Source organism: Kribbella sp. NPDC051137 (genome assembly GCF_040682535.1).
Lineage (GTDB): Bacteria > Actinomycetota > Actinomycetes > Propionibacteriales > Kribbellaceae > Kribbella > Kribbella karoonensis.
Genome location: NZ_JBFBBI010000003.1, coordinates 571,723 through 587,503, shown reverse-complemented (window position 1 = coordinate 587,503; position 15,781 = coordinate 571,723). Strand labels below are relative to the sequence as shown.

Genomic DNA, 15,781 nt, shown 5'->3' with positions numbered 1-15,781 from the left:
CGGCCTTTGCGGGTGTTGGGTTACTTGGTGCCGAAGACCTGGAGCTCGGTCATGTCGGTGAACTTGCAGCCGCCGAACGCGCCGTTCGGGCAGTTGGTCTGGAAGTCCGGGACCTGCGGGCTGAGCATCCAGAAGCGGACGTACTGGACGCCGGTCGCGTTGCCGGTCGGGGCGACCAGGTTGTACTTGCCGCGGTTGGAGGCGTCGAAGGTGCCGGACGCCGCCGTGGCCCAGGTGCTGCCGTCGGCCGAGGTCTCGATCTTGTACTGGCCGGTGGACGAGCTGCCCGGGTCGCCGCAGGTGTTCGACGGGTCGACGTTGAAGTTGCTGATGTCGACCTTCGCCGGCAGCTTGATGTCGACGTGCTTGGCGATCATCTGGTTGGTCGCCGTGCCGTTGTCGTCACCGGTGGTGCTGCCCCAGCCGGTGCCCTGCGCGTTGTCGATGGCGAACGCCGGGCCGCACTGCGGGCTGAAGTCCGGACCGTTGAAGCCGGTCACCGTTCCGCCACCGGACGCGGCGGCCCAGTTGCGGCGCGGCGTGAAGTCGGTCTTGGCACCCTTGCTGACCTTGACCGACTGGACGATGAGCTCGTAGCCCGGGGCCGAGACGACCACCTTCGGGTACGTGCCCGGGGCAACGCCGGTGATCGTGTAGTTGCCCTGAGCATCGGTCGACGCGGCGTAGTCGCCGGCGTAGCCGGACGAGTGACCACCGACGTAGACCAGCGCGCCGGCGACCGGAGCCCCGGTGTCCTTGTCCTTCACGGTGCCGCTGAGCGAGGTGGTCGCACCTGTCGGCGGCTTGTGGAAGTCCTCGGCCGGGTACGCGTCGCCGCCGTCGACGACACCGGCGTACCAGCCCATGCCGCGGTTGGCGAAGACGGTCCAGATGGTGTCGGCGTGCAGGCCGCCGCTGGCGATCAGGTCGGCCTGGACGATCGCGTTGCGCATGTCGAGCATCGTCGGGTCCTCCGGCGACAACTCCATCGCGCGGGTGATCAGGCTCAGCGCGTAGGTACGGCCGAAGCGCTCGCGCAGGTCCCACAGCGTCTGTGCCCAGACCTCACCGGAGGCGTGCACCTCGGGCGCACCGCCGATGGTCGGGAAGTCGGCGTAGGTGTAGCCGCCCTTCGAACCGTCCGGCTGGATGCAGTTCGGGCTGACCGCGTGCACGCGGCAGTCGATCGCCTGGGTACGGAACAGGTCGCCGTGCGCGACGTAGCGGCCCTCGAGGACCTCACCCGGCGCGGTCGTGTCCTTCTCCAGACCGTGCGAGACCAGGTAGTCCATCGCGTAGAAGTCGCTCCACGCCTCACCCATCGAACCGGCCTGGATGCTGTTCAGGGTGGCGTTGCCCTGCGGATCCGTGACCAGGCGGTACGACAGGCCGTGGGTGTACTCGTGGTACAGGACGCTCGCGTCGTTCGCGCCGCTGGCAGGCGTGAAGCCGTCCTGCGCGTCGGTCGCGCCCGGCGTGTGCCACAGGTACATCTGCATCGTCGGCGAGGTGCCGTCCGGCGGGGTCGACATGTTCGCGTTGTCGATGTGGTCTGCGTCCGGTCCGCCGTTCGCGGCGGTCGCCGCGCCGTCCAGCGCGTTCAGGTGGACCGGGTCGCCGCCCGCGGCGTCGAAGGAACCCGCCGCCGGGGTGAAGCTGATCGGCGGCTTGGCCAGCCAGTCGTGGTAGTTGCTCGCCAGGTAGAACGCGTTCGTGACGTCCTGGTTCATGTTCGTCTTCCAGGAGTCCGGCTTCGCCGGGTCCCAGGTGCAGATGAACGAGGCCGAGCAGAACGACGACGCGTTCTGGAAGGTGGTCAGCTTGTACTGTGCGCCGGTCCCGCTGGGCCCCGCCGTGCCGGGCACCTTGACCGTCTCACCGGCGTTCGGCTGGTTGTCGTCGTTGACGTCCGCCCAGGCCGCGACCGACGTACCGTCGAGGAGGGTCTTCGCGTTCTTCGGCAGCCACTTGTTGTAGATCAGGTTCTCGACCCGCTGGGTGCCGCCCTTGGCCGCGCCCGGGTAGTAGTCCTGAACGAGCGCGTCACCGTTGGCCGAGCTCGACAGGTTCTGCCGGTACAGCAGCGCGCCCGACTGGGCGTCGAGGACGTGGGTGTAGACCTTGGTGCCACCGGCGTTGACGTAGGTCAGCCAGCCCTTGCGGAGCCCGTCAGCGGTGTGGAACCAGACCTGCTTCGCGGTGTCACCGTTGCTGAAAGTGGTCTTCACGCCAGAGGTCTTCGCGGTCGCGGACTTCGTGCTCCCGCCGACGTCCTCGATCGCCGCGCTGCGGGCCCCGGCGGCGCTGATCTTCGGCGCGGCGGCGGCCGAACGGGTCTGCGCCGCGGAGGTGAGGCCGGCGACCGGCGCACCCATGATCGAGACGATCTGGCCGTGCTTGGTGACGTTCGCCTTCAGGCCGTTGCCGAAGACCTCGACGCCGTCGACGACCTGGGACCAGAAGATGTGGTGGGTGCCGAGGTCGTCGACGTAGTCCTTGCGCAGCTTCAGCGTCTTCAGGTCGGCGTCGGACAGCTTGAAGACCTCGGGGTGCGCCTTCACGTAGTCGAGGACGATGACGTCGGCCTTCTTGGCGCTCCTGCCGGTGAGGAAGCCGTTCAGCTTGGTCACCTGGGCCGGCGTGCCGGTGTTCGGGTCGAGTTCGACGACACCCTGGGTGCCGAGCGAGCTCCGGAACTTCTCCGACGCCGCGCTCTCCTTGCCGGCCACCTTCGCGGCCCGCGCGTGCGTCGTCTTGGCGTCGGGCGTCCGGGCGTCGTAGAAGCCCTTCTGCTCCTTGCCGGTGAAGTTCTCGGCCTGGGCGGCCTTGCCCTTGTCCGGGCCGGCGGTCTGCGCGGCGTCCGCGCCACCGGCGGTCATGGCCAGCGCGACGGCGGCCGCGGAGACGGCTGAGACTGCCAGGAGCCCCCGCCCTCTGCGTGATGTGGTCACAGCAAATCTCCATGGAGTTCGAATCAGCGGGTCGCCCTCCACGACCCGTCCCGGGGGCTGACCTTAAGCCTGTGGAGACATCCGGGGAAGAGAATTCACCGGATTGCCGCGGAGTTGAGGGTTGTCCTTCGTGCACGGAACAGTACTGGGAGCGACCGGGCAATTGCACGTAGCAATCGCCCGGTCGCTCCTTGTGTTGCTGTGGCGCTGGATCAGAAGGCGCCGGCGCCGTTCGGCGTACCGAGGCCGGTCGGGCCGTCCCAGCCGGTGCGCGCGTTGCACCACTGGGTCGTCGGGCACGTACCGTTGCTGCCGCTGGTCACGTCGAACAGCGAGCTCGCGTGGCCGTACGGCAAGGCGTTCGCGTAGCCGGTGGTGTTGCCGGACAGCGCGTAGACCGCGGCGATGATCGGCGCCGCCTCACTCGTCCCGCCGAACTGCGCCCAGGTGGACGCGGTCTTGCTGGTCGGGTAGTAGATCGCCATCCCGCCCTTGCTCGGGTCGGCCGCCGCGGACACGTCTGCCATCGCCCGCTTCGAGCAACCGGTGTCGAACGACGACGCGGCGCTCAGGGCCGTGTTGTACGTCGAGCACCCGGAGCCGGCGCCGCTCCACACGGACTCGCTCCAGCCCCGCGTGTTGCTCGCGGCAACCAACGACGTACCGCCGACGGCTGTGGTGTACGACGAGGACGCCGGGTAGCTGCCGCCCTGGTAACCGTTGTCGCCGGTGGACGCGGTGACCGCGATCCCGGGGTGGTTGTAGTAGGCGCCGTACGTCGCGTCGTCCGCGTCGCCGCCGCCGTAACTGTTGGAGATGGCAACGACACCGGGCTGCTTGGCCGCGGTCTGTACGGCGGCGCCGAGGTCGGCGAAGCTGGCGGACTTGGCCTGGACCATGATGATCTTGGCGTCCGGCGCCGCGGCCGAGATCGCGTCGACGTCGAGCGCCTGCTCACCGGCCCAGCCGGCGTTGAAGCGCGGCAGCGCCGTACCGCCGTTCTGGTCGATGATCTTCAGGCAGCCGTTGGCCGTCGTACAGGCCGACAGGCCGAACTGGGAACGGTAGACGCCGAGGTCGCGTTCCAGGTTCGGGTAGCCGTAGGCATCGACGATCGCGACCGTGCGGCCGTTGGCGTGCAGGCCCGTCAGTTTGTAGGCGTCCTGCAGGCCGCTCGGGGTCAGACCGGTCGACGGAGGGGTGGTGGAGCGGGGCGCGGCGCCCTTCGCGTCGACGAGTTTCACCGCGTCGCAGACCGCGGTGTGGGCCGACGTGGTTGCCGAGCAGACCTTTGCGGCGTGCTTCCCGGCGGTGTAGGGCGTTGGCGCCGCTCCGGTCTGTGCTGACGCGCTGGCCATCGCCGCGGTCGCTCCGACCACGGCCAGCGCGCCGGCACTCAGGGCGGAGACGAGAATCCGTTGCCTCAACTGGACTCCTCGAGGTTGGGCAGGCCTCCGCGCGTACGGTCCCGATCGGCCAGTGGGCGGAGGCCGGCTTGATTTGGGGTGTTCGCATCGTCCGTCCGGGGCAGCGCCGGAAGCCAGCGGTTGCACCACTGACATCTGTCATGGGTCGAGCCGTGACAGATGTCCCGGCCAGACCGGAATTGCCGCGTGATCACGCGGTCACCACCAGTTCTTGGAGCGGTGAAGGATTCCCCCTGAGTTTCCGTCGCCCGAGTCTTGACACCGTTTCGGCGGTCGGGACTATGCTGCCGAGAAATCGATTTCCCGTCCAGAGAGGTCCACCGATGGATCAGCGATCGCTCAGCCGTCGACGGTTTCTGCAGACCACCGGCGGTACGGCGCTGGCCGCCGCGCTGGCCGGATGCGGCGGTGGCGGGAGCGGCGGCGGGTCGTCGTCCAAGGAGCTGTCGTTCGTCTACATGGGTACGGCGGAGCAGCAGGCGACCTGGAACAAGCTGTTCGCGAAGTTCACCGCGCAGCACCCGGAGATCAAGCTCAAGGCCGAGGGCATCCCGTTGTCGAACTGGGGCGACTTCTTCAACAAGCTGTCCACCCGGATCGCCGGCGGCCAGGTCCCGGACGTCATCCAGATCGCCACCGAGGGCCAGCGGCTGTTCGCGTCCAAGGGCCTGCTCGCACCGCTCGACGACTACATCAAGAAGGACCAGTCGACGATCGACGAGTACTACGCGGACATGGACCCGAACCTGATCGAGTGGGACAAGAAGTACGCCTCCACCGACGGCAAGACGTACTACCTGCCGGGCGAGTTCAACACGATGTGCATGTGGTACTCGAAGGACCTGTTCGCGAAAGCCGGCGTACCGGAGCCGACGCCGAAGTGGACGTGGGACGACTTCCGGCACGCGTGCGAGCAGATCAAGGCCAAGACCGGCGCGTTCGGGTACGCCGCCGACTCCGCGTACTTCGCCGCGATCATGCCGTGGCTGCTCACGAACGGCACCAGCAGTTTCACCGAGGACTGGTCGAAGCCGACGTACGACGATCCCAAGGCGATCGAGGCGGCCGAGTTCAACCGGAAGCTCGTCGCCGACAAGCTGTCCCCGCCGCCGGGCGGAACGTTCGACGCGTTCACCGCCGCCGCGCAGGGCAAGCTGGCGATGTTCGGCGGCGGGCGCTGGCCGATCATCAGCATCCGGAACCTGAAGGCCACCCAGAAGATGGGCATCGTGCCGTGGCCGACGAAGGTGCAGCAGGGCTCGCCGGTGGGCTGGAACGGGTACCCGATCCTGAAGGCGTCGAAGAAGAAGGACGACGCCTGGACGTTCATCAAGTTCCTGATCTCGAAGGAAGGGTCGTCGACGTTCGCCCAGCTCGGCGGCACCATCGTCCCGGCCCGGAAGTCGATCGCGAACAGCCAGTCGTTCCTCGAGGACGCACCTTCCGGAACGCAGTACCTGTACCAGGCGCTCAGCTACGCGACGCCGATCCCCTCGCCGGACAAGGGCGCCGCCATCCAGAAGGCGATCGAGGACGGCTGGAAGCAGGTCCTGACCGGCAACGCCGCGCCGGCCGACGCGCTCGGCAAGGCCCAGACCACGCTGGAGGGGTTGGTCTGAAACCGCAGCGCAGGGACTGGCTCCCCGGCTACCTGTTCATCAGCCCGGCCGTTCTGCTCTTCGTCGTCTTCGTCGCACTGCCGCTGGTCGCCGCCTTCGGGCTGAGCCTGTTCCACTGGGACCTGCTGAGCACGCCGGAGTTCGCCGGTCTGGACAACTTCAAGCAACTGGTCACCGATGGTGCGACGATCCGCGCGGTGATCAACACGTTCGTGTTCGCGCTGTCGTCGGTGATCACGCACATCGGCCTCGGGATGCTGCTCGCGCTCGGGGTGCACCGGACGATGACCCGCGGCACGAAGTACTTCGTCCGGACGGCGTACTTCTTCCCGTTCCTGGTGTCGTGGGCGGCGGTCGCGCTGATCTGGAAGTACGTGCTGGATCCGACGTTCGGGATCGCGGCGTACTACCTGCACACCACGACCAACTGGCTGGCATCGCCGACCTGGGCCTTGCCGACCCTGATCGTGGTCGACTGGTGGCACACGATCGGGTACACGTTCATCATCCTGCTGGCCGGGCTGCAGACAGTGCCGGCGCAGCTGCACGAGGCCGCGCGGGTGGACGGCGCGAACGCGTGGTGGCGGTTCTGGAGCGTGACGCTGCCGGTGATGTCGCCGACGATCTTCTTCGCCACCGTGATCACGTTCATCGGCGCGTTCCAGATCTTCGACCCGATGGTGATCATGACCCAGGGCGGCCCGGACGGCGCGACCCGGAGCATCGTGCAGTACACGTACGAGAAGGGCTTCCAGTCGTTCGAGGTCGGGTACGCCGCGGCGCTGTCGCTGGTGCTGTTCGTGGTGATCATGATCGTCACCGGCCTGCAGTTCCGGCTGAGCCGACGGTGGGTGCACCAATGAAGGGCAAGCTGCTCGACCTGGTGCTGGTGCTCGGCGGGCTGGTGATGATCGCACCGCTGGTGTGGCTGGTCGTGAACGCGCTGTCGGAGCCGATCAACGCGTTCCAGCTGCCGCCGCGGTGGATCCCGAACCCGCCGACGTTGCAGAACTTCCAGCAGGTGCCGGGGCTGATCCCGTTCGCCCGGATGGCGTGGAACAGCCTGCAGATCGCGGTGCTCACGACGGCCGGAGCCTTGTTCACGAGCGCGATGGCGGCGTACGCGTTCAACCGGCTGCGGTTCCCGGGGCGGGACCAGATCTTCTCGGTGCTGCTCGCGGCGCTGGTGGTGCCGGTGCAGCTGACCGTCGTACCGATCTTCATCATGATGCGCTGGCTGCACCTGGTGGACACCACGGTGGCGATCTGGTTGCCGGCGCTGGTCAACGTGTTCGGGATCTTCTTCCTGCGGCAGTACATCTCGTCGATCCCGCGGGAGCTGGACGAGGCGGCGATCATGGACGGCGCCGGGCACTTCTGGATCCTGTTCCGGGTGATCCTCCCGCTGGCCCGGCCCGGGCTGACCGCGCTCGGGATCTTCGTCTTCGAGGCGTCGTGGAACAACTTCTTCTGGCCGTACATCTTCCTGTCGACCCCGGAGAAGATGACGTTGCCGGTGGGGCTGGTGTCGCTCCAGGGTGCTGTCGGCGGTGGGCCTGCCGTCGTCCTGTTCGCGGCGATCACGTTGGTGGTGCTGCCGATCCTGATCCTGTTCCTGATCTTCCAGCGCTCGTTCATCGCGTCGATCGCGACCACAGGGCTGCGCGCATGACATACCTGCCCGCTGCCTTCAAAGCGCTCTGGCATCAGCTCCCGCTGCTGGCAACCTCCGGTGTGCTCGTCTGCACAGCCTCTGCACTGGTTCTGTTCCTCAGTCCTGGGATGTCGCCAGTTACTGCTCTACTGGGCGCAATCGTCGTCGCTCCGGTCTGGGCTGCTGTTGTCGCGACCACGGACGCGGTCGTGCGGGACGACCGTGGCGGTGTCCCGGAGCTGGTGCGGAACTTGCGGAAGCATGCTCTCGCCGGGTTGGCAGTCGGGCTGGTTCCGGGGGTTGTGGTTGCTGTGGGGCTGTTCAACTGGCAGCTGTACTCAGGGCCGGTCTATGCGGTCCCTCTGGCGCTCAGCGGGTGTGCGAGTGTGCTGCTGGTTCTTGCCTCGTGTTACGCCTTCAGCTTGCGGGTGACCGCCGGACTGCGGGGTAAGCAGCTGTGGTTCACCGCGCTCTACCTGGTAGCTCGTGCCCCTCTGGTGCCTCTCGGCGTACTGGCGCTCGCTCTTGTCGCGCTGCTGCTCGGCACGTCTGTTACCGCTTCACTATTACTACTCGCCCCAGGACCTGTTGCGTTGTTCGCCTCTGCTGGTACATGGACGGAGAAACATGCACTACACCGGTGACGCCCTTCGACACTTCGCTCTGCCGCTGGGAGGCCTCGGCACCGGCACCGTCGCGCTGGCCGGCAACGGTGCGCTCCGTCAGTGGCAACTGCACAACGTCGGCAACCATGAGGGCCACGTACCGAACAGCTTCTTCGCGCTGCGCCTGTCGCGCGTAGAACCGCCGCTGGACGAGGTACGGCTGCTCCAAGGACCGCCTGCTACGCCGTCCAACACCCCGCTGGTCACGGACGACGTCGTACCGCGCGGTGAGCAACATCTGCACGAGGTCATCCGGCCGATCGGTCCGACCGCGGTGACTGCCACTTATCCACAGGCGCATGTGGATTACCAGACCGATCTCCCGATCGAGCTGAGCCTCGACGTCTTCAATCCGCTGGTGCCTGGTGATGCCGACGCCAGCTCCCAGCCGGTGGTCGGGTTCACGTTCACGCTGCACAATCCGGGCCCCATCGCCCTGCACGGCAAGCTTGCCGCCGCCCTGCAGAACACAGTCGGCTGGGACGGCATCACCCCCATCGACGGCACCAGCTGCAGCCTGTACGGCGGCAACACCAACCGCCCGCGCACGTCCGGCGGCTGGACCTCGTTGGTCCTCGAGAACGGCAGCCTGCCCGTCGACCATCCCGGTGCTGGGCAGCTGGTGCTCGCGGCCGACGGTGAGGCGTTCGTTCATCCGCAGTGGACCAGGCCCGAAGAGTTCGTTGCCTTTCTCAACGGTCCGGTCACCCCGGCGAGCGGCGCCAGCGCGCCGGGCAGCACCTGGAACGGCGGTCTGGCTGTCCCGTTCCACCTGGAGCCCGGTGACACCAAGCGGTTCAGGTTCGTGATCGCCTGGCATTTCCCGAACCGATATGTCGACTTCAACCAGTTCGGCCCGCATCCGGAGTACGGCCACAGCCGCTTCTGGCTCGGCAACGCCTACACCCGCCGTATCCCCGACGCCGTCGCCGCCGCTGAGCACTTCGTCGAACACTGGGACGAGCAGCGCGACCTCACCACCAGCTGGACCGCGGCCTTCGAGAACAGCACCCTCCCCGGCGAGGCCGGCGCACGACTCGCGGCCCTCGCGGCCGACGTGCGCAGCCCAACCGTCTTCCGGACCGCCCAAGGCGACGTACTCGGCTTCGAAGGTGTGCTCGGTGCCTCCACCGTGATGTGGGGCGAGCGGTACGGCGGGTCCTGCCCGCTCAACTGCACCCACGTGTGGAACTACGAGCAGACGCTCTCCCGCCTCTTCCCGGCGCTCGAGCAGAACATGCGGGACACCGAGTACGACGTCATGCAGGCCCCGGAGGGCTATATCCCGCACCGCGTCCGCGCGCCGCTGTACGTGAAGCAGCTCTGGGACGTGATCATCGGCGGACCGGAGGAACCCGCGCTCGACGGCATGCTCGGCAACGTCCTCAAGACGTACCGAGAGGTGCGGCAGGGCGCCGGACTCGACTGGCTCCGCCACCGCTGGCCGAACGTCGTACGTCTCCTGGACCACGTCCACGGCAAGTGGCTGCGCGACGGGGTACTGCGTGGGATCCAGCCCAGCACCCACGACATCGACCTCTGCGGCGTCAACTCGTTCATGGGCACCCTTTGGCTGGCCGCGCTGCGTGCGGCCGAGGAAATGGCGCTCCTGCTGGGCGAGGACTCCAAGGAGTACCGCGCACTCTTCGAGACCGGCAGCACGGCGTACGACGAGCTCCTGTTCACGGGCGAGTACTACCGGCAGATCCTCGACCCGGACGAGACCCGTGACTTCCAGTGGGGCGACGGCTGCCTGGCCGACCAGCTGATCGGCCAGTGGTGGGCACACCAGCTGGACCTCGGCTACCTGCTCCCGGAGGAGCACGTGCGTACGGCGCTGCGCAACGTAGTCCGGCACAACCTCCGCACCGACTTCCACGACTTCGAGCACCCGTACCGCGTTTTCGCGGACGGCGACGACACCGGCCTGCTGATGTGTACCTGGCCGCACGGCGGTCGCCCCGACGTACCCACCCGCTACTGCGACGAGGTGTGGACCGGCTCTGAGTACCAGGTCGCCGCCCATTGCCTGTACGAAGGCCTCACCAGCGAGGGCATGTCGATCCTGCAGGGGATGTGGGCGCGGTACGACGGCACCAGGCGCAACCCGTTCAACCCGATCGAGTGCGGTGACCACTACATTCGCAACGCCGCCGGCTGGTCCGTCCTGGAAGCCCTGACCGGCTACCGCCACAACGCCGTCACCAGGACCATCACCTTCGCCCCGCTGGATCTGGCCCGCTCGAACGATGCTTGGAGCTTCCCCTTCACCACCAACACCGGCTGGGGAACCGCCACCTACTCCTCAGGCAGGCTCACGCTGACCTGCGAAGCGGGTCACCTCGACCTGCGAGCGGTGATCGTCGACGGCACCACTTACGCCGTCGACGATCCCGGGACTCCGTTGGTGATCTCAACGACCTGAAACCGTCACCTCCGTGAGGTGGAAGGTGTTGTTCGCCGAATTGCTCAACCCTTCCACCCGCACGTACCGCGCCGTCGCCTCGGTCCGGAAGGTGTCGCCGGCGTCGACGACAGGCGCCGTACCGAACCGGCCGCCCAGCAGGAACCAGTGGGTGCCGTCCACACTGCCGAGCAGTCGGTAGTTGTAGTACCGCGTCCCGTCCACGTAGTTCCGGACGTTGACCGTCGACACCGCGGAGGCCGCACCCAGGTCCACCTGCCACCACGTCGGGCCCAACGGTCCGCCCCAGTACGGGTTGTTGGACCTGCTGCCGTCGTTCGCAGCCGTCGCCGGATGGCCTGCCTCTTCACCAAGAGCCGTGACCGGCTTACGCACGCTCAGCACCGTGTCGCCCGAGCTGTCCCGCGGCGTGTACGGAGCAACGTCGAACCCCTCGAAGGTTGCGACACCGGTAGTCCCGGTGTGCGTGTTCACGGCGCTCATGAACACCCCGACGTCCTGTACTGCGGCCTCGCCCGGCACTACAGCCGACCCAGCCGTCGTCCAGTTCTCCCCGTCCTCACTGCAGGCCCCGCTGAGCTTCCCGTCGGTACGGGCGATCCGCACGTACACGGGCGCCTTGAAGCCGTCCGCGGCCGTGTAGCTGTCGAGCATCCCGTCACCGTTGGAGTCCCAGCTGAACATGCACCCGTGGTCCGGCGTGACCGCAATGTTGGCGTCGTCGACCAACAATCCAGCCCGCGCATAAGGCGCAGTCCTGTCCTGTGAAGTGACCCGGGTGGTCACCGACTGCCCCTCCGAGAGCACTTGCTGCTGGTAGACCGCGCCGTGCTCGTCAGTGTCCTTCCACATGTCGCTGCCGCCACCAGCAATGCCCACACGGTCACCGGACACCGCAAAGGACGCGTCATTGGTCGACACGGTCTTCCAAGGCGCCCCAACATCACCAGTAACCAACAGCCGAGTGCTAGCAGCCTCAGATGTGCCCTCCCAGTTGACAGTGGCAGCCAGCACCGGCAGGTCCAACGCATGTGCGCCGGCCGGCACAGTCACGTCATACACAGCCTTGAACGTGCCGCCCGCCGGCACTTGCGCGGCTACGGTCGGCCCGACCGCCTTCACCCCGTACGACGCCGGCGCCGTCAGCGAGACCCGCACCGCCTGGGCGGCGCGCAACGTGTTGCCGTTGGAGTAGGTCGCCGTGACCCGCACCGTCTCACCTGGCCGTACACCGCGCGCAGCCGGCTCGACGCTCAAAGAACCACTTGGGACAGCAGCAACCCGAGAGGCCAGCTGATACGCGTCCCCTTGTGCCTTGACCGGGTACTGCGTATCTGTGTGCGCCCACTGCTCCGCGTAGGCCTTCCAGTCGATCGGCGCTACCGGCTGACCTGTGGACAGGGCCTTGTCGAGCGCAGCGAAGTACGTTCGCCAACGACCCGCGTAGTAGTCGCCGACCAGTCCGTTCCACTCCCGGCGTGCGTAGTCCTGCAGGGTCGCGGTGGCAGTCCAGTCCGTGATCAGCGTGCGTACGTCGTACCGCAACGCTGCTGCCTCTTCCGGGTTGGCGGCCTGTGCGGTCGCCCCAGCGAGCCAGGAGCCGAGCAGGAAGTTGTTGTCGGTGCCCAGCAGGTCATCGAGCAGCTTGAGCCGCTGCAACCAGTCCGCCGTCAGCTTTCGGAACTGTTGCAAGTCCTTCGCCTGGTAGGCGGCCGAGATCCGTGGAAGCAACGTACGACTGTCGTTGGCCACCACCTGTCGCGCCACGTCGACCAGGTCATAGCGGTACGCCGTACTGCGGCGTGCTGCGGGTGACACCGCCAGCAGCTCGCCGAGCGCCTTACGGAACGCCTCCGGGTCGTACGGGATCGCCGTACCGCTCACACCGAGGCTGGGCTCGTAGTCGAAGAGCCCTGTCGGGTGTTTGCTGTCCGCAGCAGCCGGCCAGCTGTACACGGTGCTGCCGAGGGTCTGCCAGGCCGCGATCGCCTGCGGGTCGGCCACGCCATACCTGCTGGTGGCGTAGTCGGTGAACCACTGCTGCAGGTTCACCGGTTCACTCTGCCAGGCCAGGTCGGTGAAGAACGCGACCGCGGCCGGGTTGTTGTCGATCGCCTCTGGCATCAGCGCGATCCCGTTCAGCGCCGTACCGGGTTTGGCCAGCCAGGCGTGGAACTTCTCGTTCCACGCGGCCAGGGAGGCGCCGAGGTTCGAGTGGCCGCCGAAGTTCCAGATCGTACCGAAAGCGTACGGCGTACCGAGGAAGTCCTTGTCCCGGTCGGTGATGTTGGACGCCTCGGAGATGCCGTCGACGACGAGCATCTTCGACCGGTCGATCGACTGCAGCGTGGCCGGCAGCGGGTTCTTCTGCCAGCCGAGGATCGCCCAGATCGCGCCGGGGTGCGCCGCCTCCAGAGCATTCTGTACGGCGCGGGAGGCGTCCGGAACGCTGACGTCGCCCGGGGTGCCGCCCTCGTGCAGCAGGTCCATCTTGTACATCGTGCTCGGCCCGAACAGGTCCGTCTGCACGCGGTAGAACTCCGCCGCGACCTGTGCGAACAGCGGGTTCGTCGGGTCCAGCCAGTCCGGTCGGGCGAGGCCGTCCCACTTGCCTTGCGGGACGGTCTTGGCGCCCGGATTCTTGGCGGCGAAGTCCGGCGGAACGGTGCCGAAGTACCCCGGCAGCACCGGGACCATGCCGAGCTCGCGTAGGTGGTCGGCCATCTGCCGGCCGAGCACGGTCCGCCGGTCGATCAGCTGCTGCGAGATCGGACTGCCGAGGCAGCATTCGTTCTGCAGCAGCCACCACGCCTGGTGAGCCGGCTGCGGGATCCACGCGCGCAGCTCGTCAGCGCGGTACCCGAACTTCTGGAACGCCTGCTCGTAGACGGCCTCCTGGCCTTCGTACACGAGCACCTGGTTGATGCCGTGCAGCGCCAGTACGTCGATCCGCCGCTGCCACTGCGACCAGCTCAGGTACGGGCCGGCGTACCCCTCGTTGGTGTCGTTCAACGCGAACCGGTTGTCGACCGCCGCACGCTGCTCCGTCGGCTGCGCAGGCAACGGGAGCCGCGCGGGCAGGTTCAGCTGCGCGCCCTCCAGCTCGATGTCCGCGTGCGCGACGTGCCGCAGGTACCAGCCGAACCCGGTCAGCTGCACGGCCGGCGTGGTGCCCGCGATCAGTACCTTCCCGTCGACCGAGCCCACCCGGAAGACGTCCTTCCCGGCCCCGCGATCGAGCGTCTGCAGCACCACCTGATCGGCGTACCGCTGCCCCACCAACCGCACCAACGCATCCCGCGCGGGCCCCACCACCGCGGCAGGCGCCGCCGGCGCGATCAGGAAAGAAACCGCCGCAACCACACCGGCCACGACCACACGGACAGATCTCATAAGAGTCACCTCGGGCGAAGGGGCAACACATTTCCGAAAGATCTTTCCGAATCAGCCTTCCCGGTTGGTGAGGATCTGTCAACCGCTGCTGCCGAGCTTTCCGGCCAGCCGTTCGTGCCGTTCGGCGCTGGCTTCGTTGAGGCCGGTGATCCGGACGGTCTTGCCGTAGCGGGCGTACTTGGTCGTGACCGCGTCGAGAGCGGCGACGGTGGAGGCGTCCCAGATGTGGGACTCGGACAGGTCGATGACGACGTTGGCCGGGTCGCCGCGGTAGTCGAACTGGTAGACGAGGTCGTTGCTGGAGGCAAAGAACAGTTCGCCGGTGACGGCGTACACCTTGGTGTCCTGGTCGGGACGGGCGACGTCCTGGACGGTGGTGAAGTGCGCGACGCGGCGGGCGAAGGCGATCATGGCCACGATGACGCCGACCACGACGCCGATGGCGAGGTTGTGGGTGATCACCACCACGACGACCGTGGCGACCATGACGATCGACTCGCTGCGCGGCATCTTGGGCAGGCTGCGCAGGCTGTGCCAGTCGAAGGTGCCGACCGAGACCATGATCATGACCGCGACGAGGGCGGCCATCGGGATGTCGCCGACCAGGTCGCCGAGCCCGACGACCAGGATCAGCAGGAAGGTTCCGGCGAGGAAGGTGGAGATCCGGGTGCGGGCACCGGAGGCCTTCACGTTGATCATCGTCTGGCCGATCATCGCGCAGCCGCCCATGCCGCCGAAGAAGCCGGTGATGATGTTGGCCGCGCCCTGCCCCCAGGCCTCGCGGGTCTTGACCGAGTGCGTGTCGGTGATGTCGTCGACGAGCTTCGCGGTCATCAGCGACTCGAGCAGGCCGACCAGCGCCATCGCGACGGCGTACGGCCCGATGATCCGCAACGTCTCGACGTTCAGCGGCACGTCGGGGAAGAACAGCGACGGGAGACTGTCGGGCAGCCTGCCCTCGTCGCCGACGGTCGGCACCGTGACCCCGGTCAGGGCGACGAGGAGCGTGACGGCCAGGATCGCGACGAGCGGCGCGGGCACGACCTTGGTCACCTTCGGCAGGAACACCATCACCGCGATGCCGCCCGCGACCAGCGGGTAGACGAGCCAGGGCACGTGGGTCAGGTGCGGCAGCTGGGCGAGGAAGATGAGGATCGCCAGGGAGTTGACGAAGCCGACCATCACCGAGCGCGGGATGAACCGCATCAGCCGGGCGACGCCGAGCAGCCCGAGGACGATCTGCAGGATCCCGGCGAGGATCACGGTGGCGACGAAGTACTGGAAGCCGTGCTCACGCATCACCGGCGCGATCACCAGCGCGACCGCGCCGGTCGCCGCGGAGATCATCGCCGGGCGGCCGCCGAGGAACGCGATCGAGACCGCCATGGTGAACGAGGCGAAGAGGCCGACGCGCGGGTCGACCCCGGCGATGATCGAGAAGCTGATCGCCTCCGGAATCAGCGCGAGCCCGACCACCAGACCGGCCAGTACTTCGACGCGCAGGCGGCGCGGCGAGCGGAGAGCCGCGCGGACGGAGATGATGTCGGCCTCGGGAGCCGGGACGTGGGCAGGAGTGGGCGTGGCTGACTCAGGCGTCAGCGAGGACATGCGATCTCCAGGGCAGTCAAGAACAGTGAGGCGGGTGAG

Annotated in this window: 9 protein-coding genes; 5 read left to right on the top strand and 4 right to left on the bottom strand. The window is 67.5% G+C overall.

Annotated features, from left to right (window positions below; genetic code table 11):
• Positions 1 to 20: 20 nt before the first annotated feature.
• Both AB0M51_RS17870 and AB0M51_RS17865 read right to left on the bottom strand, forming a co-directional pair.
• Positions 21 to 2,951 carry a M36 family metallopeptidase gene (locus tag AB0M51_RS17870; RefSeq protein ID WP_344194221.1) on the bottom strand — a complete coding sequence of 977 codons (2,931 nt, stop codon included), beginning with the start codon at positions 2,949 to 2,951 and terminating at the stop codon, positions 21 to 23.
• Between the two features lie 212 nt (positions 2,952 to 3,163).
• Positions 3,164 to 4,378 (bottom strand): hypothetical protein, encoded by a 1,215-nt coding sequence (locus AB0M51_RS17865; protein WP_344194219.1) that lies wholly within the window; start codon positions 4,376 to 4,378, stop codon positions 3,164 to 3,166.
• 323 nt (positions 4,379 to 4,701) lie between these two features.
• Here AB0M51_RS17865 and AB0M51_RS17860 point away from each other — a divergent pair, with 323 nt between their 5' ends.
• The 5 genes from AB0M51_RS17860 (at position 4,702) to AB0M51_RS17840 (ending at position 10,741) form a co-directional block, all read left to right on the top strand.
• Entirely contained in the window at positions 4,702 to 5,997 is a 1,296-nt protein-coding gene (locus AB0M51_RS17860; protein WP_344194217.1) for a sugar ABC transporter substrate-binding protein, read from the top strand.
• A 197-nt stretch (positions 5,998 to 6,194) separates the two neighbouring features.
• The gene (locus AB0M51_RS17855) at positions 6,195 to 6,860 is read left to right on the top strand and encodes a sugar ABC transporter permease (RefSeq protein ID WP_363749615.1); all 666 of its coding nucleotides are present in this window, start codon (positions 6,195 to 6,197) and stop codon (positions 6,858 to 6,860) included.
• Positions 6,857 to 7,669: a carbohydrate ABC transporter permease gene (locus AB0M51_RS17850; protein WP_344194213.1), complete on the top strand. Its 813-nt coding sequence runs from the start codon at positions 6,857 to 6,859 to the stop codon at positions 7,667 to 7,669. The genes AB0M51_RS17855 and AB0M51_RS17850 overlap by 4 nt, the downstream gene beginning before the upstream one ends.
• Positions 7,666 to 8,295, top strand: coding sequence for a hypothetical protein (locus AB0M51_RS17845; RefSeq protein ID WP_363749614.1), 630 nt, complete (start codon positions 7,666 to 7,668; stop codon positions 8,293 to 8,295). The genes AB0M51_RS17850 and AB0M51_RS17845 overlap by 4 nt, the downstream gene beginning before the upstream one ends.
• On the top strand, positions 8,279 to 10,741 hold the full coding sequence (locus AB0M51_RS17840) for a GH116 family glycosyl-hydrolase (RefSeq protein WP_344194209.1): 2,463 nt from the start codon (positions 8,279 to 8,281) through the stop codon (positions 10,739 to 10,741). The genes AB0M51_RS17845 and AB0M51_RS17840 overlap by 17 nt, the downstream gene beginning before the upstream one ends.
• Here AB0M51_RS17840 and AB0M51_RS17835 read toward each other — a convergent pair.
• Complete coding sequence (locus AB0M51_RS17835; protein WP_344194207.1) at positions 10,730 to 14,134, bottom strand: alpha-N-acetylglucosaminidase TIM-barrel domain-containing protein; 3,405 nt, start codon at positions 14,132 to 14,134, stop codon at positions 10,730 to 10,732. The two genes, AB0M51_RS17840 and AB0M51_RS17835, sit on opposite strands and share 12 nt — an antisense overlap.
• Before the next feature lie 78 nt (positions 14,135 to 14,212).
• Positions 14,213 to 15,742 carry a SulP family inorganic anion transporter gene (locus tag AB0M51_RS17830; protein WP_344194205.1) on the bottom strand — a complete coding sequence of 510 codons (1,530 nt, stop codon included), beginning with the start codon at positions 15,740 to 15,742 and terminating at the stop codon, positions 14,213 to 14,215.
• Positions 15,743 to 15,781 lie beyond the last annotated feature (39 nt).

Coding starts and splice junctions, on each gene's coding strand:
- AB0M51_RS17835 (WP_344194207.1), bottom strand. CDS start 14,134: ATGAGATCTGTCCGTGTGGTCGTGGCCGGTGTGGTTGCGGCGGTTTCT.
- AB0M51_RS17840 (WP_344194209.1), top strand. CDS start 8,279: ATGCACTACACCGGTGACGCCCTTCGACACTTCGCTCTGCCGCTGGGA.
- AB0M51_RS17845 (WP_363749614.1), top strand. CDS start 7,666: ATGACATACCTGCCCGCTGCCTTCAAAGCGCTCTGGCATCAGCTCCCG.
- AB0M51_RS17860 (WP_344194217.1), top strand. CDS start 4,702: ATGGATCAGCGATCGCTCAGCCGTCGACGGTTTCTGCAGACCACCGGC.
- AB0M51_RS17830 (WP_344194205.1), bottom strand. CDS start 15,742: ATGTCCTCGCTGACGCCTGAGTCAGCCACGCCCACTCCTGCCCACGTC.
- AB0M51_RS17850 (WP_344194213.1), top strand. CDS start 6,857: ATGAAGGGCAAGCTGCTCGACCTGGTGCTGGTGCTCGGCGGGCTGGTG.